The following is a 21,862-nucleotide window of genomic DNA, read 5'->3' as shown; positions in this document are numbered from 1 at the left end:
GAGCACGGTCACCACCAAGATCGGCACCTCCGGCTGGGGCCGAGCAGCCGGACGAGGCCTGTTCGCCGCCGGGATCGTGCTCACCTTCACCGAGGAGTACGACAAGGCCGACAAGCGCTACCGCGAGCAGAACCCCGAGCTCACCGAACAACAACGCCACCTCAAGACCATCGAGACCACCACCGTGAGATCGACCTCGCAGATCGGAGCGGCCATGGGAACTGGAGCGGCCATCGGTGCACTCATGCCGGTTGGCGGCCCCTTGATCGGGCTCGGTGTCGGTCTTGCCGTCGGCCTCGGCATGAGCATCCCAGTCGGAAAGGACAAGACCATCGGAGACGCTGTCGCTGACGTTGGAGAAGGATTTTGGAATTTCGCGAAGGGGTTGTTCGGGTGATCTCTTCATCTCTGATGATTCCGCTGGAAGCTGTAGAGTTCACGGCCCCGACTGCTCTTCTGGGGCTCGCGCTAGGGGCCCTTGGGATTTCCTCTCTTTATCAAGGATGGAAGGTCTACACTGAAGCTGTGCCGCGTTTCGTGCTCACATACCGGGGTTGGTCCAGTGTGCAGTTGACCCTCCCATACTCAGGGACTTGGCTTCTCTGCATGGGAGTAGGTGCTTGGGGGCAGGTCATTCCGTTACTTTTCATGCGTATCTTCAGTGTCATCTGGCTTCTCAGTGGCGTGGTCATGTTCCTTGGCTTCTTGGTCTGGTTCCCGCGTTTCTTGTTGCCGCCGTGGTATCGGCGTGCGCTCAGGGCGGGTGTTCCCAGGCATGATCCGTATGCGATGGGTGCGTTCAAGGCTCTTCCGGTTGAGAAGCAGAAGGCGGCGGTTCAGGGGCGGGGTCGATGACATTTGTCGAGTGTCAAGGGAAGCTCAAGGCCATCGAGAGCGCCACCGTGCGTTCGACCTCGCTGATCGGGGCAAACTCGTGTCGGTCGGTGGGTCCTTGGTCGGCCTTGGTGTAGGGCTTGCCGTCGGTCTTGGTATGAGTATCCCGGTCGGGAAGGACAAGACCATCGGAGACGCTGTCGCTGACGCCGCAGAGAATTTCTGGAACTTTGCTAAGGGGTTATTTGGATGATTCCATCAATGCTGCCAGTCGCATTGGAAGCAACAGAACTCACGGCCCCGATTGCACTTGTAGGAGTTGCACTCGGGGTGATGGGGCTGTTTTCCCTTTACCAAGGATGGAGAGCCTACACTGAACCTGTTCCTCGTTTCGTAGTGAACTACCGTGGGTGGTCCTGCCCGCTCTTGGTTCTTCCTTATTCAGGAACGTGGTTTCTGTGTTTGGCGATGGGATCATGGGCTCCGGTGCTTCCGTTGCCTCTGATGCGAGCTATGAGTGTTATCTGGTTATTCAGTGGCATCATCACGCTTCTTGGTGCCATCATCTGGTTCCCGCGTTTCTTGTTGCCGCCGTGGTATCGGCGTGCGCTCAAGGCGGGTGTTCCCAGGCATGATCCGTATGCGATGGGTGCGTTCAAGGCTCTTCCGGTTGAGAAGCAGAAGGCTGCGGTTCAGGGGCGTGGTCGATGACAGTTGTCGAGTATCAGGGAAAGCTCAGGATCATTGAGACCACCACAGTGCGTTCGACCTCGCTGATCGGTGCTCTCATGCCGGTTGGCGGCCCTTTGATCGGGCTCGGTGTCGGTCTTGCAGTCGGCCTCGGCATGAGCATCCCAACTGGAAGTGGCAAGAACGTTGGGGGCCGGATTGCTGACTTCGGGGAAGGTGTCTGGAACGGCATAAAAGGGTTTTTTGGCGGATGATGCGCGCCTTGGTCTTGCTGCAAGTTGTGGAACCAGGGGCTCTCCTTACTGGTTTGATCCTTGTGGTTCTGGGGGTCTCCTCTCTGTGGCAGGGATGGAAGGCCTACAACGAGCCCATCCCGCGGTTTGTTGTCAACTACCGGGGGTGGTCCTGTCCCCTCTTGACCCTTCCTTATGCTGGCGTCTGGGTGCTGTGTATGGCAGTCGCCAGCTTGGAGCCGATTCTACCTCGAGTGGTCATGCAGGTGCTTGGCCTGATCTGGCTTCCTTCAGGTGCCATTCTTTTCTTGGGCTTCCTCTTCTGGTTCCCGCGGTTCCTGCTCCCGCCGTGGTATCGTCGTGCGCTCAAGGCGGGTGTTCCTCGGCATGATCCGTATGCGATGGGGGCGTTCAAGGCTCTTCCAGTTGAGAAGCAGAAGGCTGCGGTTCAGGGGAGGGGTTGATGACAGTTGTTGCGTGTTTGGGGAAGTTCAGGGCCGACGGGGCCACCACTGTGGGTTCGACCTCGCAGATCGGAGCTGCCGTGACTGTCGGAATGATGATCGGTGCGCTCATGCCGGTTGCCGGTTTCCCGATCAGCTTTGGTGTGGGGCTTGCGGTAGGCCTTGGCATGATTATCTCGGTCGAAAAGGACAAGACCGTCTGTGATGTCATTGCTGATGTCGGAGAGGGGGCATGGAACTTCATGAAAGGTCTGTTCGGTTGATCGTAACTCAGATGGCTCTACTGGTGATCGAGGAGCTGACGCCCGGTTACGTCTTTACGGGGATTGCCCTCAACCTCATCGGCTTGCTGTCCTGGTGGCAAGGATGGAAGGTGTACACCGAGGCTGTGCCGCGCTTCGTGACCACATATCGAGGGTGGTCCAGCCCTCTTCTGACTCTTCCCTACGGGGGCACCTGGTTGTTTTGTATGGGAACTATTGTTTGGGTGCCCGTTGCTCCACTGGCGCTCATGCGCATTGTCAGCATCATCTGGTTCATCAATGGAATAGTCATGTTCCTTGGTTTCTTGGTCTGGTTCCCGCGCTTTTTGTTGCCGCCGTGGTATCGTCGTGCGCTCAAGGCGGGGGTTCCCAGGCATGATCCGTATGCGATGGGGGCGTTCAAGGCTCTTCCGGTTGAGAAGCAGAAGGCTGCGGTCTCCCGGCGTGACAGGTGACGAGGATGCTCGAGCGGCTGTCCTGCTTCAGCAGCTCCCGACCCGGAGAACGGTTTTGTCAGGGTGGTGGGCAAGAATGACCCCCATGACTGCTCGCGAGATTCTTGAGACCACCGACTGGGGTCACCTCATCCACGCCTACGGCATCGGAGCTGACAACGTGGCGGACCTGGAGACCTTGCTGGGGGACGACGCAGAGGTCATGGGACGCGCCGTCGACGCACTCGACGGGGCCTACCTGCACCAGAGCACCATCTTCCCCGCCACCCCGCCTGCCTTGGCCTTCGTGCTGGCCGTGCTCTCACGCTGGGGGCGTGGGGCTCAGAAATATCCTGTCGCACCGGACCTGCTGGCCTGGGTCGAGGAGGTGGGCTGGTCGCTGTACCCCTATCTCGACGACGTGCGCTCCCGCACCTTCGACCAAGGCGCGCAGGACCGGATCGCCGCGGCCCTCGACGCCGATGAACTGGACTGGGAGGACCAGGCCGAGGACCTCGACCAGGTGCTCGGCAACGCCGGCCTCGCGCTCCTCGAACTCGCACCCACCGCGGTGAAGGTGCTCTCGGAGCTGTCCGTGGAGCCAGTCCGGGAGTTGGACCGCAGGGTGACGCGGGCCGCCATCCCGTGGGTGATCATCGCGAAGGACGACGAGGCGGCTCCGGTCCTCGTCGCTCGCCTGGGGCAGCTGCCCGATGACCTTCCGCCCGCCTGGCAGGACAGCGTGGTGAATGAGCTGAAGGATCTGAGGGCCCAGCTGTGAACCGGTGTGAGCAACTCATCGAAGGGACCAACTGGGGGGCCCTGGGCGAGCACGCCCATGGTCCCGCCACCGATCTGCCGGAGTTGCTCGGGGTCCTGCTCAGCGGTGACGGCGAGGCCGCCCGGGAAGCCGTGCACGAGATCTGGGAGGCGACGATGCACCAGGGTCGGGCCTTCGACTCGACTCCACCGGTCACACGCTTCCTCGCCCACTGGATCGCAGGGCAAGGCGATGAGGACTGGGATGAGGCCGGGCCCTACATTGCGCTCAGGCACATCCACGAATCGGGTCAGGCCGCTCGGGAGCCCGAGGCGGAGGACTCGGAGCTGGCTGCCTGCGCGGCGGAGGTCCTGGGGGAGCTGGCCCCGCTCGCTCTGCAACCCACCCACCCGGCCGATGGCATCATCACCGCCGCCCTGCTGCCCTGGGTGGGGGTCCTCGGCTCCCACCGGCAGGCGGTGTCACTGCGGACCCGGTTGGACGCCGCACTGGATGGTGACGCAACCACCCGGGAGTGGCGAGGTCTGGCGGTCCTCGGGCTCGGGGAACTGGGGCAGGACGTCTCCCGGTTCCTCGACGACCCCGATCCCGCGATCCGGACCTGTGCGGCCTTGACGAGCAGCGGGGCGGGAGCCACCCGGGTCCTGCAGGAGACGGCTGCACTCGGGGAGGCCGCCGACGAGTGGTTCGCCTGGACGGTCAGTTTCCGTTTCATCCACGGGGTCTCGAATGCCTGTGAACTGGAGCTGAGGGCGCGGCAAGGCTGAGGGACGAGTTGAGGTTCACGTCGTCCACTTGGCCGGTGATTGAATCTTGAACCGCGTGATTGCGGGGCGATGAGCCTTTCGGCCGGTTCTCGCATCAAGGGCGCAGTTGGTCCGCAGGCCCGCTTAGCTCATAAACTGAGGCGCTGTATGAAAGGGGGAGCCATGTCCGGCCCCAACGACAACTTCGATCCCAAGCAGGTCGCAGCACTCAGTGCTGAGGCCATCGACGGGTTCGTTGCTGACGCCCTGGCCGCGGTGGGGGCGGCCGCGACGACCGCTGAACTCAAACAGGTTCGACTCCTGCACGCAGGCGACAAGTCCCCGCTCGCACTGGCGAACCGCGAGATCGGGGCACTGCCCCCCGCAGCCCGCAAGGAGGCCGGCGCCCGTGTCGGCAAGGCCCGTGGGCGCGTGACCGAGGCCATCGTCACCCGACAGGACGAACTGGCGGCCAGCGAACAGGCCGCTGCCCTCATCGCCGAGCGTGTCGACATGACGTTGCCCGTCGACCTGCATCCCCAGGGTGCCCTGCATCCGGTCACCTCGCTCATCGACGAGATGTGTGACGTCTTCGTCGCGATGGGCTGGGAGGTGGCCGAGGGGCCCGAGGCCGAGGGGGAGTGGTACAACTTCGACGCCCTCAACCTCGGCCCGGATCATCCGGCACGCGGCGAGCAGGACACGCTGTGGATCGAACCGATGGGTTCGGGGAAGCTGCTGCGCACCCAGACCTCACCGGTCCAGGCCCGAGCCATGCTCACCCGGGACCTGCCCCTCTACATCGTCAGCCCCGGCAAGGTGTTCCGCGCCGACGAGTACGACGCCACGCACCTGCCGGTCTTCCACCAGTTGGAGGGGCTGGTCGTCGACAAGGGCATCTCGATGGCGGATCTGCGTGGGGTGCTGGACCACTTCGCCCAGGCGATGTTCGGCGATGTCACCACGAGGATGCGTCCTCACTACTTCCCGTTTACCGAGCCCTCGGCTGAGGTGGACCTGCAGTGCTTCGTCTGCCGTGGTGAGTCCGGCCCCGACAAGCCGTGTCGCACCTGCCGCTCTGAGGGATGGATCGAGTGGGGCGGCTGTGGTGTGGTCAACCCCCGCGTCCTGCAGGCCTGCGGCATCGACTCGGAGGTCTACTCCGGATTCGCCTTCGGGATGGGGGTGGATCGCACCGTGATGTTCCGCACCGGTGCCCCCGACCTGCGTGACTTCGTCGAGGGCGACATCCGCTTCTCCCGTTCCACCGTCGTTGGAGGCAACCGATGAAGGCCCCGATCTCCTGGCTCCGCGAGCTGGTCCGGCTCCCCGCCGAGACCACCACCGCGGAGATCGCCGAGAAGTTCACCGCGCTGGGACTCACCGTCGAACACATCGAGACCACTGGTCCCGGCGTGACCGGCCCGCTCGTGGTCGGCAAGGTGCTGAGTTTCACCGAGGAGCCGCAGAAGAACGGCAAGACCATCCGGTACTGCCGGGTCGATGTCGGTGAGCACAACGACGCCGCGACCGATGAGCACCCTGCTTCCCGCGGCATCGTGTGCGGGGCGCACAACTTCGAGGAAGGCACCCTCGTCGTGGTGGCCCTGCCCGGCGCCGTGCTGCCCGGCGACTTCCGGATCTCCTCGCGCAAGACCTACGGTCACATCTCCGACGGCATGATCTGTGCCGAGGACGAACTCGGGCTCGGTACGGACCACAGCGGCATCATGGTGCTCTCACCCAAGCTGGGGCTGGCTCCCGGCGACGATGCACTGGAGGCCCTGTGGACCCGCGACGAGGTGCTGGACATCGACGTGACCCCGGATCTCGGCCACTGCCTCTCCCTGCGTGGGCTCGCCCGCGAGGCCGCGACCGTCCACGACGTCGCCTACCACGACCGCTACGACACCCCGATGCCGGAACCGATCCGTGCGGGCTACCCGATCGCCAACCTCTCGGACCGCTGCACCGCCTTCGTCGCCCTGACCATCGAGGGGTTCGATCCGGCGGCGGCCACCCCCAGGTTCATGGTCGAGAGGTTGCAGGCCGCAGGGGTGCGTTCCATCTCCCTGCCCGTGGACGTCACCAACTACGTGATGCTCGAGTCCGGGCAGCCACTGCACGCCTACGACGCGGAGAAGCTGGTGGGTCCCATCCGGGTCCGGCTGGCCACTGCCGGGGAGGAACTCACCACCCTCGACGGGGTGCGCCGCAGGCTCGACATCGACGACCTCCTCATCACCGACGACTCCGGCCCCATCGGTCTGGCAGGCGTCATGGGTGGGGAGACCACCGAGGTCTCCGAGACCACCAGTGCCATCGTGCTGGAGGCCGCAGCCTTCTCCCCGGCCAGCGTCTCGCGCACCTTCCGCAGGCACGGTCTGCCCTCGGAGGCCTCCAAGCGTTTCGAGCGCACGGTGGACCCGGCACTGCCCTTCGCCGCGGCACGCCGCGCGGCGGACCTCCTCGTCGAGCATGGCGGGGGGCGTGTCCTCGACGGCTTCACGGTCGTCGGTGGGGCACCTGCCTGGCACCGCATCGACATGCGCGCCGGGCTCATCCCGGCCATCCTCGGCGGTGACATCAGCACCTTCGAGTCCATCCGGGTGCTGGAGGCCGGGGGCTGTCGGGTCACGGCGCTGGGGGACTCCCTGACCGTCGAGGTGCCGACGTGGCGCGGCGACCTGCGGGACCCCTACGACATCGTGGAGGAGGTGGGCCGCAAGGTCGGCTACCACCGGATCGGGCGACGTGTGCCCATCGCCCCGCCCGGACGTGGGCTCACGACCACGCAGCGGACCCGACGCGCCATCATGCGGGCCGTGGCCGAGGCCGGGTTCACGGAGGTGCTGAGTCTGCCGTTCATCTCCGAGTCGGACCTGGACCGGTTGCGACTCGACCCCTGGGATCCACGCCGTCTGGTGGTCCGGTTGGCGAATCCGCTGGCCGAGACCACCCCGTTCCTTCGGACCTCCCTCCTGCCGGGGCTGTTCATGTCAGTGGCGAGGAACACCTCCCGTTCCCTGGATGACCTGGCCCTCTTCGAGCGTGGATCGGTCTGGTTCGACCGCGGCGGCAAGGCTGCTCCCCGCCCGGGGGTGGAGCAGCGGCCGACCAGTGATGAGCTGGCGGCCATCGAGGCCGCGCTGCCCGAACAGCCGGAGATGATCGCCGCCGTCGTGACGGGCAACTGGCAACCTGCGGGGTGGCACGGGCCTGCGGTCCCGGCCGACTGGCGCCACGTCGTCGCCTTCGCCGAGACCGTCTGCCGGGTGGCCGGGCGCCGCCTGGAGCGCATGAACGCGACGACGGCGCCGTGGCATCCGGGACGCTGTGCGGAACTGCTGGTGGGGGGAACCCACATCGGCCACGCCGGTGAACTGCATCCCGACGTGATCCGTGACTTCGGGCTGCCCGCCCGCACCTGCGCGGTGGAGCTGAACCTCACCGCCCTGTTCGGTCGGGACACCGAGCCGGTGCGGATCGACCAGCTGACCGGTTTCCCGTTGGCGAAGGAGGACGTGGCGCTCGTCGTCGACGAGGGAACCCCCGCGGAGGCGGTTCGGTTGGCACTCGTTGAGGGGGCCGGGCGGCTGCTGGAGTCGGTGACGCTGTTCGACGTGTACCGGGGTGACCAGGTTCCGCAGGGCAAGAAGTCACTGGCCTTCGCGCTGCGTTTCCGCGGGGACCGGACCCTCAAGGATGCCGAGGCCGCCGAGGCCAGGGACGCCGCCATCGCAGTCGCCGCCAAGCAGTTCGGGGCGGTTCAGCGGGCCTGATCCGAGGGCAGTTCGCCACGGGAGAAGGTCTCGACCAGCATGGCAGCCCGGTCGAATTCCTCGTCGACCTCCGGAGCCACCGTCGTTCTCAGGGAGACCACGATGGTGACGACGAGGTTGGCGAGGAATCCGGGCAGGATCTCGTAGAGGTCGAAGATCCCGCCGTCGATCTTGCCCCAGACGGCGACGACGACGGCTCCGGTCAGCATCCCGGCCAGTGCACCCCAACGGGTCAGGCGCTTCCAGTACAGCGAGAGCACGACCACCGGGCCGAAGGCGGCCCCGAACCCGGCCCAGGCGAAGGCGACGAGCTTCAGGATGGTGTTGTCCGCCTGCCAGGCCAGGGCGGCGGCGATGAGGGAGACCAGCAGCACCCCGATGCGTCCGATGAGCACGGACCGTTGCTCCGAGAGTTGTTCCGTGCGGAAGCTGCGGTAGAGGTCCTCGACCAGCGCGGAGGAGGAGACCAGCAGCTGGGAGCTGATCGTGGACATGATGGCGGCGAGGATGGCGGCCAGCATGAATCCCGCGATCAGGGGGTGGAACAGCAGCTGCCCCAGGGCGATGAAGACCGTCTCCGCGTTGGGCAGGGCCCCGGTGTCCCGTCGGTAGACGGCGATGCCGACCAGCGCGGTGGCCGCGGCACCGAGACAGGCCAGCAGCATCCAGCCGATCCCGATGCGGCGACCGGCCCGGGCCTGCTGCGGGCTCTCCAGCGCCATGAAACGCACGATGATGTGGGGCTGTCCGAAGTAGCCGAGCCCCCACGCCAGTGCGGAGGTCACCCCGAGGACGGAGGTCGAGGCGCCCCACAGGGCCCAGGTGCCGGGGTCGAGCTCGGTGATGGTGGTCACCAGTGGAGAGAGGCCACCGAGATGGATGACGCCCGCGATGGGCACCGCCACCAGGGCGGTGACCATCATCAGTCCTTGGACGACATCGGTGTAGGCGACGGCCAGGAAACCGCCGACCAGGGTGTAGAGCACCGTGATGCCGGCCACCAGGAGCATCCCGACCTGGTAGCTCATGCCGAAGGAGGCCTGGAAGAACTCACCCCCGGCCACCATGCCGCTGGAGACGTAGAAGGTGAAGAACACCAGGATGATGGCCCCGGCCGTGATCCGGATCATCCGGGAGTCGTCCCGCAGCCGTCGTCCGAGGAAGGTGGGGATGGTCAGTGCGTTCCCGGCCACCTCGGTGTAGGTCCGCAGCCTCGGAGCGGTGTACTTCCAGTTCAACCAGGCACCGATGGTCAACCCGATCGCGATCCACAGTTCCACCATCCCGGTGAGGTAGAGCGCGCCGGGCAGTCCCATGAGCAGCCAGCCGGACATGTCCGAGGCCCCTGCGGACAGTGCGGTGGCAACGGGACCGAGTTTTCGTCCGGCCAGCATGTAGTCATCGATGTTGCTGGTGCGTCGGTACGCCCACAGCCCGATGAGGATCATGGCGACGAAGTACACGATCATCGCGATGGTCTGGTACGTCTGATCGGTCATGGTCCCTCCTTCGTTGCAGTGCCTACAAGGTAGACGCTCCACCGGCCATGATGGGGTGATTCCAGATTGTGGGTAGCATGCACGGTGTGCTGAACAGTGTTCGAATCGTGGCTGCGGGATGCCGGATCCTCGACCAGTGGGGGTTGGCCGACCTCTCGATGCGCCGTGTCGCGGACGAGCTCGGGGTGCAGGCCGGGGCGCTGTACTACCACGTGCCGAACAAGCAGTCCCTGCTGGCCGGGATCGCCGATGTCATCCTCGCCGCGGTGCCGACCCCCTCGGCCGAGGAACCGGGGGAGTGGCTGCGGGGTTGGTGCCATGGTCTGCGCCAGGTGCTGCTCTGCCACCGTGACGGGGCGGAACTGGTCTCCTCCACCACGGCGCTCGGCCTGGGGGAGGTGGACCCGACGGCGGAGGGACGGCGGGTGCTCCACGTCGCCGATGTCACGGAACCGGACGCCACGATGGCGGCCTTCCTGCACTTCGTGCTCGGGCACACCATGGCCGAGCAGACCCGCAGCCAGCTCGTCACTCTCGGTGTCCTGAGCGAGTTCGACGCCGAGCAGGCCGAGGCCGACTTCACCCATGGCGTCGACCTGCTGGTGGCAGGCCTCAGGCCGGGACCACGTTGACGAGCTTCGGGGCCTTGACGATCACCTTGCGCACCCCGTTCGGGATCTCCTTGACGATGCGGGGGTGGGACAGGGCCAGCTTCTCCAACTCCTCCTCGGTGATGTCGACCGACACCTCGAACTGGGCCCGGACCTTGCCACGCACCTGGACCACGGCCGTGATGGTGTCGTCGACCACCAGGGTCGGATCCGCCACGGGGAAGGCCTCGAAGGCCAACGAGTGCTCGTGTCCCAGTCGCTGCCACAGCTCCTCCGCGATGTGCGGGGCCAGCGGCGCGACCATGAGGACCAGGGGCTCGACGGCGGCGCGGGGCACCCGGTCCAGCTTCGTCAGTGCCGAGTTGTACTCGGTGAGGCGGGCGATGGCGGTGTTGAACGACAGCGCCTCGTAGTCGTGCCCGACCGCGTCGATGGTCTTGTGGAGTGCTCGCAGTGTCGCCTCGTCGAGGGCATCGTCGGTGACGTGCACCTCACCGGTGGTCTCGTCGACCACGTTGCGCCACAGCCGCTGCAGGAACCGCTGGGAGCCGACGATGGCGCGGGTCTCCCACGGCTTCGACTGGTCGAGTGGTCCCATCCCCATCTCGTAGAGGCGGAAGGTGTCGGCGCCGTACAGCTCGTACATCAGGTCGGGCGTGACGATGTTCTTCAGGGACTTGCCCATCTTCCCGTACTCGCGCCTGACGTCCTGCCCCTGCCACACGTAGCGGGTGGCGCCGTTCTCCTCGATCTCCTCCACCTCGTCGGCCGGGACCGGCTGCCCGCGGTCGTCACGGTAGGCGTAGGCCTGGATGTAGCCCTGGTTGAACAGCCTTCGGAACGGCTCGGCGGAGGAGACGTGACCGAGATCGAACAGCACCTTGTGCCAGAACCGGGCGTACAGCAGGTGCAGCACCGCGTGTTCCACACCGCCGACGTACAGGTCCACACCACCGACATCGCCCTCGCCACGCGGTCCCATCCAGTACCGCTCCACCTCGCGGTCCACGAACCGTTCCCGGTTGGCGGGGTCCAGGTAGCGCAGCTCGTACCAGCACGAGCCCGCCCACTGCGGCATCACGTTCAACTCGCGGCGGTACGTCCTCACCCCGTCGCCCAGATCCAGCTCCACCGTGGTCCACCCGGTGGCGCGTGACAGCGGTGGCTGCGGATCGGAGTCCTTGTCGTCGGGGTCCAGGGCCTTCGGCGAGTAGTCGTCCACCTCGGGCAGGGTCACCGGCAGCATCGTCTCGGGGAGCGCCACGGGCATTCCCTCCTCGTCGTAGACGATGGGGAAGGGCTCGCCCCAGTAGCGTTGGCGGCTGAACAGCCAGTCGCGCAGCTTGAAGTTCACCGTCGACTCACCCAGCCCCCTGGCCTCCAGCCATTCGGTGATCGCGGCCTTCGCCCGGTCCACGGTCATGCCGTTGAGCGAGATCTCCGGGTTGGCGGAGTTGATGACCTCGCCGTCGCCGGTCCAGGCGGACGTGCCGTCGTGGTCCGGGCCGGGGGTGACGGTGTGGATGATCGGCAGCCGGTACTGGGTGGCGAACTCGAAGTCGCGCTGGTCGCCCGAGGGGACCGCCATGATGGCCCCGGTGCCGTATCCCATCATCACGTAGTCGGCGATGAAGACGGGGATGGCCCGGCCGTCGACGGGGTTGACCGCGAAGCGGCCGGTGAACAGGCCGGACTTCTCCTTGGTCTCGACGCGACGTTCCGCATCGGTCTTGCGGGCTGCCTGAGCGCGGTAGGCCGCGACGGCCTCGGCAGGGGAGGTGTACCCTCCGGTCCAGGCCTCATCGGTGCCCTCGGGCCACTCAGCTCCCGCGAGGTCGGCCAGGGGGTGTTCGGGGGCCAGCACCATGAAGGTGGCCCCGAACAGGGTGTCAGGCCGGGTGGTGAACACCTCGATCCGCTCGCCCGTGACGGACTCGGTGAAGAACACCTTGGCACCCTCGGAGCGCCCGATCCAGTTGCGCTGCATCGCCTTGACCTTCTCGGGCCACTCCAGCTGGTCCAGGTCCGCCAGCAGCCGGTCCGCGTACGCGGTGATCCGCATCATCCACTGGCTCATGTTGCGCTTGAAGACCGGGTAGTTCCCGATCTCGGAGCGGCCCTCGTTGGTGACCTCCTCGTTGGCCAGCACCGTGCCCAGCCCCGGACACCAGTTGACCGGGGCGTCGGAGAGGTAGGCCAGTCGGTGGGAGTCGATGATCCGGCGGCGCTCGGCGGTCTCCAACTCGTGCCAGGGCCTGCCCGACGGGGTGGGGCGTTTCCCCTCCTCGAACTCGGTGACCAGTTCGTCGATGTGGCGGGCCCGGCCCGCGTCCTCGTCGTACCAGGCGTTGAAGACCTGCAGGAAGATCCACTGGGTCCAGGTGTAGAAGTCCACGTCGGTGGTGGCCACGCTGCGACGCGGGTCGTGAGCCAGTCCCAGACGGCGCAGCTGGCGGCGCATGTTCGCCACGTTGTGCTCAGTGGTGATCCGGGGGTGCTGCCCGGTCTGGACGGCGTACTGCTCGGCGGGCAGACCGAAGGCGTCGTAGCCCAGCGCGTGTAGCACGTTGCGACCCTTCATCCGCTGGTAGCGGGCGAAGGTGTCGGTGGCGATGTAGCCCAGCGGGTGCCCGACATGCAGGCCTGCGCCGCTGGGGTAGGGGAACATGTCGAGGACGTAGAGCTTCTCACCCTTGCGGTCGGTCCTGGCGGGGTCGGCCCAGACCCCGGCGGGATTGGGTGCGCAGAAGGTCTCCTCGGCCTCCCAGCGGTCCTGCCATGCGGTCTCGATCTGCCCGGCCAGCTCAGCGGTGTACCGGAACGACGGCTCGCTCATCTCACTCCTCACGACCTGCCCTCGCGGGGGCGCGAGGACGCGGGCCGAGTCTATCGGTAGGGGGCCGGGATCGCCGTCCAGACGTGCAGTGGCGAGATGGGACGCGCCGCAATCTTGAATAAGTATTCTTTTTTCGGCATACTCTGTGGCATGACTTTCAGGGTGGCCGTTGCCGGGTGCACGGGATACGCGGGAGGAGAGGTGCTGCGTCTGCTGCTCCAGCACCCCGAGGTGGAGATCACGACGGTGACCGGCAACTCGTCCGTCGGTGACCGCCTCGGCGCCCACCAACCCCACCTGGCCCCCCTCGCGGACCGGGAGATCCTCGCCACCAGCCCGGAGAACCTCGCCGGGAACGACGTGGTCTTTCTGGCCCTGCCGCACGGGGCGTCCGCGGAGATCGCCGCAGGGCTCGGTGACGACGTGCTCGTCGTGGACGCCGGGGCGGACTTCCGGCTGAAGGATGCCGCCCAGTGGGAGAAGTTCTACGGCAGTCCCCACGCGGGCACCTGGCCCTACGGGCTTCCCGAACTGCCCGGCTGCCGTGACCTGCTCAAAGGGGCACGGCGGATCGCGGTCCCCGGGTGCTACCCGACGGCGGTCACCCTGGCCCTGTTCCCGGCCGTCGCCGCCGGGCTCGTCGATGCCTCGGCCATCACCGTGGTCGCCGCCTCCGGCACCTCGGGTGCGGGCAAGGCCGCCAAACCCCACCTCCTCGGCTCGGAGATCATGGGGAGCACCTCCGTCTACGGTGTGGGTGGCGTGCACCGCCACACCCCGGAGATCATCCAGAACCTCTCCCGCGTCACGGACGACGTGGTCAGCGTCTCGTTCACGCCGATGCTCGTCCCCATGCCGCGAGGCATCCTCGCCACCTGCTCGGCCCCCGTCCGGGTCGGGATGGATGCAGCCCGGGTCCGTGAGATCTACGCCGAGGCCTACGACGGCGAGCCCTTTGTCGACCTGCTGCCCGAGGGGACCTGGCCGGTCACCGGCAGCGTCGTCGGGTCCAACCGCGTCACGGTGCAGGTCACCGTCGATGAGACCGCCGGGCGACTCATCGCGGTCAGCGCCGTCGACAACCTCACCAAGGGCACCGCCGGCGGTGCCGTCCAGTCCATGAACCTGGCCCTGGGTCGTGACGAGACCACGGGGCTGAGCACGATCGGAGTCGCCCCATGAGCGTCACCACCCCCCGGGGATTCACCGCCTCCGGCGTGTCCGCCGGGATCAAGAGCAGCGGGAACAAGGACCTGGCCCTGGTGAACAACCTCGGCCCGAGCTTCGCCGCCGCGGGCGTCTTCACCCGCAACCGCGTCTTCGCAGCCCCGGTGAAGTGGTCCCGCCAGGTGCTCACCGACGGCCGGCTGCGGGCAGTGGTCCTCAACTCCGGCGGGGCCAATGCGTGCACCGGGAAACCGGGATATGCCGACACGGTCACCACCGCTGACGCCGTCGCTGCCCGGCTCGGGGTGAAGCCCACCGACGTCGCGGTCTGCTCCACCGGGCTGATCGGGGTCCGACTGCCGATGACCGCGCTGCTGGACGGCGTGGCGACGGCGGTCGCCGCCCTCTCGCCGGACGGGGGTGACGACGCCGCCCGGGCCATCATGACCACGGACACCGTCCCCAAACAGGCCAGCGTCCACGGCGGGGGCTGGAGCATCGGCGGCATGGCCAAGGGTGCCGGGATGCTGGCCCCGGGGCTCGCCACCATGCTCGTCGTGCTGACCACGGATGCCGACCTGGCGCCGACGGTGCTCCAGGAGTGCCTCCAGGAGGCCACCCGGGTCTCCTTCGACCGCGCCGATGCCGATGGCTGCATGTCCACCAACGACACCGTGCTGCTGATGACCTCGGGGGCCAGCGGAATCACCCCCGAACGGGGTGAGTTCACCACGGCGCTCACGACGGTGTGTCAGGACCTCGCCCGGCAACTCATCGCCGACGCCGAGGGGGCCCGCCACGAGATCACCATCGAGGTGGTGGGGGCCGCCGGTGTGTCCGACGCCGAGACGGTGGGACGCGAGGTGGCCCGTTCCAACCTGTTCAAGTGCGCGGTCTTCGGGGCCGACCCCAACTGGGGACGGGTGTTGTCCGCGATCGGGGTCACCGATGCCGTCTTCGATCCCGACCGGATCGATGTCTCCTTCAACGGTGTCCAGGTCTGCCGTGGTGGTCAGATCGGTGAGGATCGCTCACTGGTCGATCTCAGCGGCAGGCAGGTCCACGTGTTGATCGACCTCAACGCGGGGGACGCCTCGGCCACCATCCTCACGACCGACCTCACGTATGACTACGTGAAGGAGAACGCGGAGTACTCCTCATGATGAGCCGAACCATCAGCCCCGACCATGACCTGTTGCTGAACAAGGCCGCCACCCTCATCGAGGCCCTGCCGTGGCTCAGTGAGTTCGCGGGACAGACCGTGGTCATCAAGTACGGCGGCAACGCCATGATCGACGACGACCTCAAACGTGCCTTCGCCGAGGACATCGTGTTCCTGCGCCGGGTCGGTCTGAAGCCCGTCGTCGTCCACGGTGGTGGCCCCCAGATCAGTTCGATGCTGGAACGTCTCGGCATCACCAGTGAGTTCCGTGGTGGCCTTCGGGTGACCACCTCCGAGGCGATGGACGTGGTGCGGATGGTGCTCGTCGGGCAGGTCGGGAGGGAACTGGTCGGGCTCATCAACTCCCACGGGCCCCTCGCCGTCGGGCTGTCGGGGGAGGACGGCGGCCTGCTGCGTGCCGTCCGTCGTGGTCTGGTCATCGATGACGAGGAGGTCGACCTCGGGCTGGTCGGGGACGTCGACTCGGTGGACCCCTCAGCCCTGCTCGACATCGTCGAGGCCGGGCGGATCCCGGTGGTCGCCTCCGTCGCGCCCGACCCCGACGGGCAGGTCCACAACGTCAATGCCGACACCGCGGCCTCGGCCCTGGCGGTCGCCCTGGGGGCGAGACGGCTGGTCATGCTCACCGATGTGGCCGGGCTCTACGCCGACTACCCCGACGCCTCCAGCATCATCACCTCCATCACCCCCGACGAGGTGAGGGAACTCATGCCGAACCTCACCTCCGGCATGGTTCCCAAGATGGAGGCCTGTGTGCAGGCCGTCGAGGGTGGGGTGACCTCGGCCACCATCATCGACGGCCGTGTGCCACACTGCCTGCTGCTGGAGATCTTCACCGATGACGGCATCGGGACCATGGTCAGCAAGGAGCAGCCATGAGCACCCAGCAGGAGCTGCTGGAACGCCATGCCGCAGCCTTGATGAATGCCTTCGGGAGTCCGAAACGAGTGCTGGTGAGGGGGTCAGGGGCCCACGTCTGGGACGCGGACGGCAGGCGTTACACGGATCTGCTGGCGGGGATCGCGGTCAATTCCCTGGGGCATGCCCACCCCGCGATCCTGGCGGCGGTCACCGAACAGTTCGCCACCCTGGGACACATCTCCAACCTGTTCGCCTCCGAGCCCCAGATCCGGCTGGCGGAACGACTCGTCTCCGCGGTCGGTGGGGGGCGGGTGTTCTTCACCAACTCAGGGGCCGAGGCCAACGAGGCGGCCTTCAAGATCGCACGTCTGACCGGCCGCACCAGGGTGATCGCGATGGAGAACTCCTTCCACGGACGCACGATGGGTGCGTTGGCACTCACCCACACGCCGAGGTACCGCGAACCCTTCGAACCCTTGCCGGGCGGGGTGGAGTTCGTGCCCTTCGGGGACCTGGACGCGCTCGAGGACGTCCTCGACGACACCGTCGCGGCCGTCGTGATGGAACCCATCCAGGGGGAGTCCGGCGTGATCCCGGCCAGCGCCGAGCACCTGGCCGCGGTGCGGGGGATCACCGCCCGACACGGGGTGCTGCTGTGGCTGGACGAGGTGCAGACCGGGATCGGACGTTGCGGGGAGCTGCTGCTCGGTCGCTCCTGGGGCATCGATGCAGATCTCGTCACCGTCGCCAAGGGGCTGGGGGGTGGTTTCCCCGTCGGGGCCTGCATCGCGACGGGTGCAGCGGCAGAGCTGCTCACCCCGGGGATGCACGGCAGCACCTTCGGGGGCAACCCGATGGCGGCGGCCGTCGGCAACGCGGTGCTCGACGTGCTGGAGGACGGACTGCTGGAGCAGGTGCGGCGAACCGGGGCCTGGCTCACCGGGCAGATCGAGGGACTCGGACACCGCGGGATCGTCGAGGTCCGTGGGACGGGCCTGCTGCTCGGTCTCGTGCTGGCGGGAGAGGTGGCACCGATGGTGGCCGATCTGGCCCTGGCCGACGGGTGGCTGCTCAATGCGCCTCGGCCCGATGTGTTGCGGCTGGCCCCGCCGCTGGTCATCACCCCCGAGGAACTGGCCCCCTTCGTCGCCGCACTGCCCGGGTGGTTGGAGCGGGCCGGTGCCTGAGGTACGACGATCCGCCAGGCTGGCGCTGCTGCGCAGTCTCCTGGAGCAGGGTGAGTACGCGTCCCAGCAGGAGTTGAGTGAGGCCCTGGCCGAGCAGGGGGTGGGGGTGAGTCAGCCCACCCTCAGCAAGGACCTGCTCGCCCTGGGGGCGGTCAAGCGACGTGCGTCCGACGGTTCACTGGTCTACGCCGTGGGAACGGCCGGTGACGACGGGGGTGCGGCGTTGGAGAGGCTGGCACGGCTGTGCTCCGAGGTGTTGCAGACGATCCAGAGCGCGGCCAACCAGGTGGTGGTGCGCACCCCACCCGGCGCTGCCCAGTTCCTCGCATCCCACCTGGATGCGGCCCGTCTGCCCCGGGTCATGGGCACCATCGCCGGGGATGACACCGTGCTGGTGATCACCACCGACGATGCCGCCGCCAGCCGGATCGCTGGCATGATCGCTCAGATGACGCGGACGGGGAGGCCTGTTCCGACGAGCCCGGAAGGGGAGGAAAGTGACTGAAGGACGACTGTGGGGAGGGCGGTTCGCCGGAGGGCCCAGCGAGTGGATGTTCGAGCTGAGCCGTTCCACCCAGTTCGACTGGCGGTTGGCCGCGCAGGACATCGCCGGTTCCCGGGCCCATGCCAAGGCGTTGCTCGCCGCGGGACTGCTCACCGAGCAGGAGGCGGCCGACATGGACGCCGGTCTGGCGGAACTGCTGCGGCAGGTGAACGAGGGGGAGTTCGTCGCGGCACCGACCGATGAGGACGTCCACGGGGCGCTGGAGCGGGGCCTGAAGGAGATCGTCGGTCCGGAGCTGGGCGGCAGGCTGCGTGCCGGGCGTTCCCGCAACGACCAGATCGCCACGCTCATCCGCAGCTATCTGCGACAGGAGATCCGGGCGCTCACCACCGAGGTCCTCGACGTCGTCTCGGCGTTGTCGGCCCAGGCGGAGCGACATCTGGGGGCGGTCATGCCCGGACGTACCCATCTGCAGTCCGCCCAGCCCGTGCTACTCAGCCATCACCTGCTGGCCCACGCCTGGCCGCTGATGCGTGACGTCGAGAGGTTGCAGGACCTCGACAAGCGCCTGGCGGTGAGTCCCTACGGTTCGGCCGCCCTGGCCGGGACGTCGCTGGGCCTGGACCCGGAGCTCGTGGCGCGGGAGCTGGGGTTCGACTCCTCGGTGCCGAACTCCATCGACGGCACCGCTGCCCGTGACCTGGTGGCGGAGGCGGCCTTCATCCTGGCCCAGATCGGGGTGGACCTGTCCCGGCTCAGTGAGGACATCATCATCTGGTGCACCGCCGAGTTCGGCTTCGCGAGGCTGGCCGACGAGTGGTCCACCGGTTCGTCGATCATGCCGCAGAAGAAGAACCCGGATGTCGCGGAGCTGGCCCGAGGCAAGGCCGGGCGTTTGATCGGGAACCTCTCCGGGTTGCTCGCCACCCTGAAGGGGCTTCCCCTGGCCTACAACCGGGACCTGCAGGAGGACAAGGAACCGATCTTCGACGGCCTGGACCAGTTGAAGGTGCTGTTGCCGGCCTTCGCGATGATGGTGGCCACCTTGACCTTCGACGAGGAACGGATGGCTGAGCTCGCCCCCGCCGGATTCTCGCTCGCCACGGATGTCGCGGATCACCTGGTCAGGCGTCGGGTGCCGTTCGCCGTCGCGCACGAGGTGGCGGGGGAGACGGTGCGTCACTGCGAGCAGCGTGGCATCACCCTGCAGGAGCTCACCGCGGACGACCTGCCCGGGATCAGCCAGCACCTCGACCCGGGGGTCCTCGACGTGCTGACGGTGGCCGGGGCCGTCGCCTCCCGGAACGGGAGAGGGGGGACGGCTGAGGTCCGGGTGGCCGAGCAGCGCCTGGAACTCACGGCCCTCGTCGAGCAGGCCGCCGAGTGGGCATCCCGGCCAGTGGTGGGCTGAGGGTCTCGTCGCCGCATGGACACGGATGCGCCCTGATCCTCTCCGGAGGATCAGGGCGCATCCGTGTCGATCAGTCAGGCCGCGTGCTTGCAGGTGCTGCAGGTGCAGTCGGCGCAGGCGCAGGCCGAGCAGGACGTGCAGTCGCAGGACCCGCAGGTGCAGGCGGTGTGCGAGCAGGTCGGGCAGGTGCAGTTCGCGCAGGTGCAGGTGGCGCAGACGTCGTCGCAGTCGTTGCAGGAGCAGGAGACGCACTCGTCGTAGTGGCCGTCGTGCTCGCGGTGGACGTGACCGTCGTGGATGTAGTCGACGTGATCGAAGTGGATCACTGCCTCGTGGCCACAGCCCGGTCCATGGGTGTGGTTGTGGGTCTCGGCGGCGGTGTGCTCAGTGGTCGTGGTCATGACTTCCCTCCCGGGTGTGGTTGAGTGCGTCGCCCAGGACATGGGCGATGTGCTGATCGCAGATCCGGTACCAGATCTCCTGACCCTGACGTCGGGTGGCCACCATGCTCGCCCCACGGAGCACCCGCAGGTGCTGTGAGACCAGGGGTTGGGCCAGTCCCAGATCCTCGACCAGTTGGCCGACGGTGCGCTCCTCGGTGGAGAGCAGGTGCACGATGGCGGCCCGGACCGGGTTGGCCAGCGCCTTGAAGAAGACGGCCACCGGTTCGTAGTCGGCGATGCGTGCGGTCGGCATGCCAACATTCTTATATGCGAATGCCTGCATGTCAAGTGGGTGGGAAAGTGACGGTCCGCAGGGCTACGCTTGCGGTCGTGAATGCACTACTCGACGACCTGCTGTGGCGCGGGCTGATCGCGCACTCGACCGACCTCGACTCCCTGGGGGAGCACCTCGACGCGGGACCGGTCAAGTTCTACGTCGGCTTCGACCCCACGGCGCCGAGCCTGCACTTCGGCAACCTGGTCCAGCTGCTCTTCGCGCGGCGGCTGCAGGAGGCGGGGCACCGCCCCTACCTGCTGGTCGGTGGGGCGACCGGGCAGATCGGTGACCCGAAGGAGTCGGGGGAGCGTGCGATGAACCCGAAGGAGGTCGTCGCGGGCTGGGTGGAGCGCATCCGGGCCCAGGCCTCGCGGTTCGTCTCCTTCGACGGGGCCAACGCGGCGACGATGGTCAACAACCTCGACTGGACGGCCGGGATGAGCGTCATCGACTTCCTGAGGGATGTCGGCAAGCACTTCCCGGTGAACCGGATGCTGGCCCGGGACGTCGTGGCCAGGCGTCTGGAGGCGGGGATCAGCTACACGGAGTTCTCCTACGTCCTGCTGCAGTCCATGGACTTCCGGGAGCTACACCGACGCCACGGGGTCACGCTCCAGCACGGTGGCTCGGACCAGTGGGGAAACATCACCGCAGGTGTCGAGCTCATCCGCCGATCGGACCAGGGGAAGGTGCATGCCCTGGCCACGCCGCTGCTGACCAAGGCGGACGGCACGAAGTTCGGCAAGACCGAGTCCGGCACCGTCTGGCTGGATCCGGAGCTCACCAGTGCCTACGCCTTCCACCAGTTCTTCCTGAACGCGGAGGACGCGAAGGTGGTGGACTACCTGAAGGTCTTCAGTTTCCGGTCCCGTGAGGAGATCGAGGCCTTGGAGAAGGCCACCGAGGACGAGCCACACAAGCGGCTGGCGCAGCGTGCACTCGCGGATGACGTCACCGACATCGTCCACGGGGTCGCCGAACGCCAGGCGGTGGTGGCGGCAGCCGGTGCCCTGTTCGGCAAGGGTGAGTTGCGTGATCTCTCCCCGAGCGTGCTCGAAGGGGTGATGCGTGAGGTCAAGGCGGCCGACGTCCGTCTGCCCATCCCGCTCGCCGACGCATTCCTGGTCGCCGGGATCGTCGAGTCCAAGGCGGCGGCCAGGCGCGCCGTCCTCGAGGGAGGGGCCTACGTCAACAACGAGAAGGTCGGGGACCCGGAGATGGTGCTGGACCGGGAGCACCTCCTCGCTGACCGTTTCATCGTGCTGCGACGTGGACGCAGGACCGCGGGTGGTGTCAGGGTCAACCCGTGATTTGCATCCTCGACGGAGGGCGTGTAATGTTCTCCGAGCTGCCTGACGGAGAACATCCGCCGAGCAGTGCTCCTCCGGGAAGCGCTCAACCTGATCGACCTGGCCGATGGCCTGACGAGACGGCGAGCAGGGTCGGCAGTCAGGGCAACTTGACGAGGACCACCTGAAGGGGTAAGCTGGGAAAGCTTCTGGTGAACAGCCGGAGCCAACTCAGGCCGAGCTGAAAGTTGGACTTGAAAGTCTGAATGAAGTCCGGTAAAGTTGTTTGAGTCGCCTTCCTGTTGTGGGTTGGTGTCCGAAGCTTGAGAACTCAACAGCGTGCTTTAAGTCAATGCCAATTTTTTG

At 66.9% G+C, this 21,862-nt stretch carries 22 protein-coding genes; 18 read left to right on the top strand and 4 right to left on the bottom strand.

Annotated features, from left to right (window positions below; translation table 11 throughout):
- The 10 genes from EII34_RS16130 to pheT all read left to right on the top strand — a co-directional run.
- Positions 1 to 397 (top strand): hypothetical protein (locus EII34_RS16130; protein ID WP_185711386.1); only part of this gene is annotated, 397 nt, incomplete at its 5' end.
- Between the two features lie 950 nt (positions 398 to 1,347).
- Positions 1,348 to 1,545: a hypothetical protein gene (locus tag EII34_RS15250; protein WP_124846030.1), complete on the top strand. Its 198-nt coding sequence runs from the start codon at positions 1,348 to 1,350 to the stop codon at positions 1,543 to 1,545.
- Positions 1,542 to 1,778 (top strand): hypothetical protein, encoded by a 237-nt coding sequence (locus tag EII34_RS15245; protein ID WP_124846029.1) that lies wholly within the window; start codon positions 1,542 to 1,544, stop codon positions 1,776 to 1,778. The genes EII34_RS15250 and EII34_RS15245 overlap by 4 nt, the downstream gene beginning before the upstream one ends.
- Positions 1,779 to 1,831: 53 nt before the next feature.
- On the top strand, positions 1,832 to 2,221 hold the full coding sequence (locus EII34_RS15240) for a hypothetical protein (protein ID WP_124846028.1): 390 nt from the start codon (positions 1,832 to 1,834) through the stop codon (positions 2,219 to 2,221).
- Complete coding sequence (locus tag EII34_RS15235) at positions 2,221 to 2,484, top strand: hypothetical protein (protein ID WP_124846027.1); 264 nt, start codon at positions 2,221 to 2,223, stop codon at positions 2,482 to 2,484. Before EII34_RS15240 ends, EII34_RS15235 begins: the two co-directional genes overlap by 1 nt.
- A gap of 11 nt (positions 2,485 to 2,495) precedes the next feature.
- On the top strand, positions 2,496 to 2,939 hold the full coding sequence (locus EII34_RS15230; protein WP_124846026.1) for a hypothetical protein: 444 nt from the start codon (positions 2,496 to 2,498) through the stop codon (positions 2,937 to 2,939).
- Between the two features lie 85 nt (positions 2,940 to 3,024).
- A complete protein-coding gene (locus EII34_RS15225) occupies positions 3,025 to 3,699 on the top strand; it encodes a hypothetical protein (RefSeq protein WP_124846025.1) in 675 nt (224 codons plus the stop codon).
- On the top strand, positions 3,696 to 4,466 hold the full coding sequence (locus tag EII34_RS15220; RefSeq protein WP_124846024.1) for a hypothetical protein: 771 nt from the start codon (positions 3,696 to 3,698) through the stop codon (positions 4,464 to 4,466). Before EII34_RS15225 ends, EII34_RS15220 begins: the two co-directional genes overlap by 4 nt.
- Before the next feature lie 162 nt (positions 4,467 to 4,628).
- Positions 4,629 to 5,735, top strand: a complete 1,107-nt coding sequence (gene pheS / locus EII34_RS15215) for a phenylalanine--tRNA ligase subunit alpha (RefSeq protein ID WP_124846023.1) — start codon at positions 4,629 to 4,631, stop codon at positions 5,733 to 5,735.
- On the top strand, positions 5,732 to 8,227 hold the full coding sequence (pheT, locus tag EII34_RS15210) for a phenylalanine--tRNA ligase subunit beta (RefSeq protein WP_124846022.1): 2,496 nt from the start codon (positions 5,732 to 5,734) through the stop codon (positions 8,225 to 8,227). The genes pheS and pheT overlap by 4 nt, the downstream gene beginning before the upstream one ends.
- Here the strand turns inward: pheT and putP are convergent.
- Positions 8,215 to 9,726, bottom strand: coding sequence for a sodium/proline symporter PutP (putP, locus tag EII34_RS15205; RefSeq protein WP_124846021.1), 1,512 nt, complete (start codon positions 9,724 to 9,726; stop codon positions 8,215 to 8,217). The genes pheT and putP overlap by 13 nt on opposite strands.
- Positions 9,727 to 9,812: 86 nt before the next feature.
- On the opposite strand from putP, the gene EII34_RS15200 reads away from it, so the two are divergent.
- The gene (locus EII34_RS15200) at positions 9,813 to 10,358 is read left to right on the top strand and encodes a TetR family transcriptional regulator (RefSeq protein ID WP_260425193.1); all 546 of its coding nucleotides are present in this window, start codon (positions 9,813 to 9,815) and stop codon (positions 10,356 to 10,358) included.
- Here EII34_RS15200 and leuS read toward each other — a convergent pair.
- Positions 10,339 to 13,173 (bottom strand): leucine--tRNA ligase, encoded by a 2,835-nt coding sequence (gene leuS / locus EII34_RS15195; RefSeq protein WP_124846019.1) that lies wholly within the window; start codon positions 13,171 to 13,173, stop codon positions 10,339 to 10,341. The genes EII34_RS15200 and leuS overlap by 20 nt on opposite strands.
- Positions 13,174 to 13,323: 150 nt before the next feature.
- Here leuS and argC point away from each other — a divergent pair, with 150 nt between their 5' ends.
- Genes argC through argH form a run of 6 tightly spaced genes read left to right on the top strand, consistent with a single transcriptional unit; the run spans position 13,324 to position 19,487 of the window.
- Positions 13,324 to 14,355: an N-acetyl-gamma-glutamyl-phosphate reductase gene (gene argC / locus EII34_RS15190; RefSeq protein WP_124846018.1), complete on the top strand. Its 1,032-nt coding sequence runs from the start codon at positions 13,324 to 13,326 to the stop codon at positions 14,353 to 14,355.
- Positions 14,352 to 15,503, top strand: a complete 1,152-nt coding sequence (gene argJ, locus EII34_RS15185; RefSeq protein ID WP_124846017.1) for a bifunctional glutamate N-acetyltransferase/amino-acid acetyltransferase ArgJ — start codon at positions 14,352 to 14,354, stop codon at positions 15,501 to 15,503. Before argC ends, argJ begins: the two co-directional genes overlap by 4 nt.
- On the top strand, positions 15,503 to 16,402 hold the full coding sequence (gene argB, locus EII34_RS15180) for an acetylglutamate kinase (protein WP_395858097.1): 900 nt from the start codon (positions 15,503 to 15,505) through the stop codon (positions 16,400 to 16,402). The genes argJ and argB overlap by 1 nt, the downstream gene beginning before the upstream one ends.
- A complete protein-coding gene (locus tag EII34_RS15175; RefSeq protein ID WP_124846015.1) occupies positions 16,399 to 17,571 on the top strand; it encodes an acetylornithine transaminase in 1,173 nt (390 codons plus the stop codon). Before argB ends, EII34_RS15175 begins: the two co-directional genes overlap by 4 nt.
- Entirely contained in the window at positions 17,564 to 18,076 is a 513-nt protein-coding gene (locus tag EII34_RS15170) for an arginine repressor (protein WP_260425192.1), read from the top strand. Before EII34_RS15175 ends, EII34_RS15170 begins: the two co-directional genes overlap by 8 nt.
- A gap of 46 nt (positions 18,077 to 18,122) precedes the next feature.
- On the top strand, positions 18,123 to 19,487 hold the full coding sequence (gene argH / locus EII34_RS15165) for an argininosuccinate lyase (protein ID WP_395858098.1): 1,365 nt from the start codon (positions 18,123 to 18,125) through the stop codon (positions 19,485 to 19,487).
- Between the two features lie 74 nt (positions 19,488 to 19,561).
- On the opposite strand, the gene EII34_RS15160 is transcribed toward argH, so the two are convergent.
- Together EII34_RS15160 and EII34_RS15155 are read right to left on the bottom strand one after the other, a co-directional pair.
- Positions 19,562 to 19,888 carry a hypothetical protein gene (locus EII34_RS15160; RefSeq protein ID WP_124846013.1) on the bottom strand — a complete coding sequence of 109 codons (327 nt, stop codon included), beginning with the start codon at positions 19,886 to 19,888 and terminating at the stop codon, positions 19,562 to 19,564.
- Positions 19,872 to 20,183, bottom strand: a complete 312-nt coding sequence (locus tag EII34_RS15155; RefSeq protein ID WP_185711385.1) for an ArsR/SmtB family transcription factor — start codon at positions 20,181 to 20,183, stop codon at positions 19,872 to 19,874. Before EII34_RS15155 ends, EII34_RS15160 begins: the two co-directional genes overlap by 17 nt.
- 77 nt (positions 20,184 to 20,260) lie before the next feature.
- On the opposite strand from EII34_RS15155, the gene tyrS reads away from it, so the two are divergent.
- Complete coding sequence (gene tyrS, locus EII34_RS15150; RefSeq protein WP_124846011.1) at positions 20,261 to 21,517, top strand: tyrosine--tRNA ligase; 1,257 nt, start codon at positions 20,261 to 20,263, stop codon at positions 21,515 to 21,517.
- Positions 21,518 to 21,862: the final 345 nt, after the last annotated feature.

Origin of the sequence: Arachnia propionica (assembly GCF_003859805.1) — a bacterium.
Classification (GTDB): Bacteria; Actinomycetota; Actinomycetes; order Propionibacteriales; family Propionibacteriaceae; genus Arachnia; species Arachnia propionica_C.
This window is presented reverse-complemented; position numbering and strand designations above follow the sequence as displayed.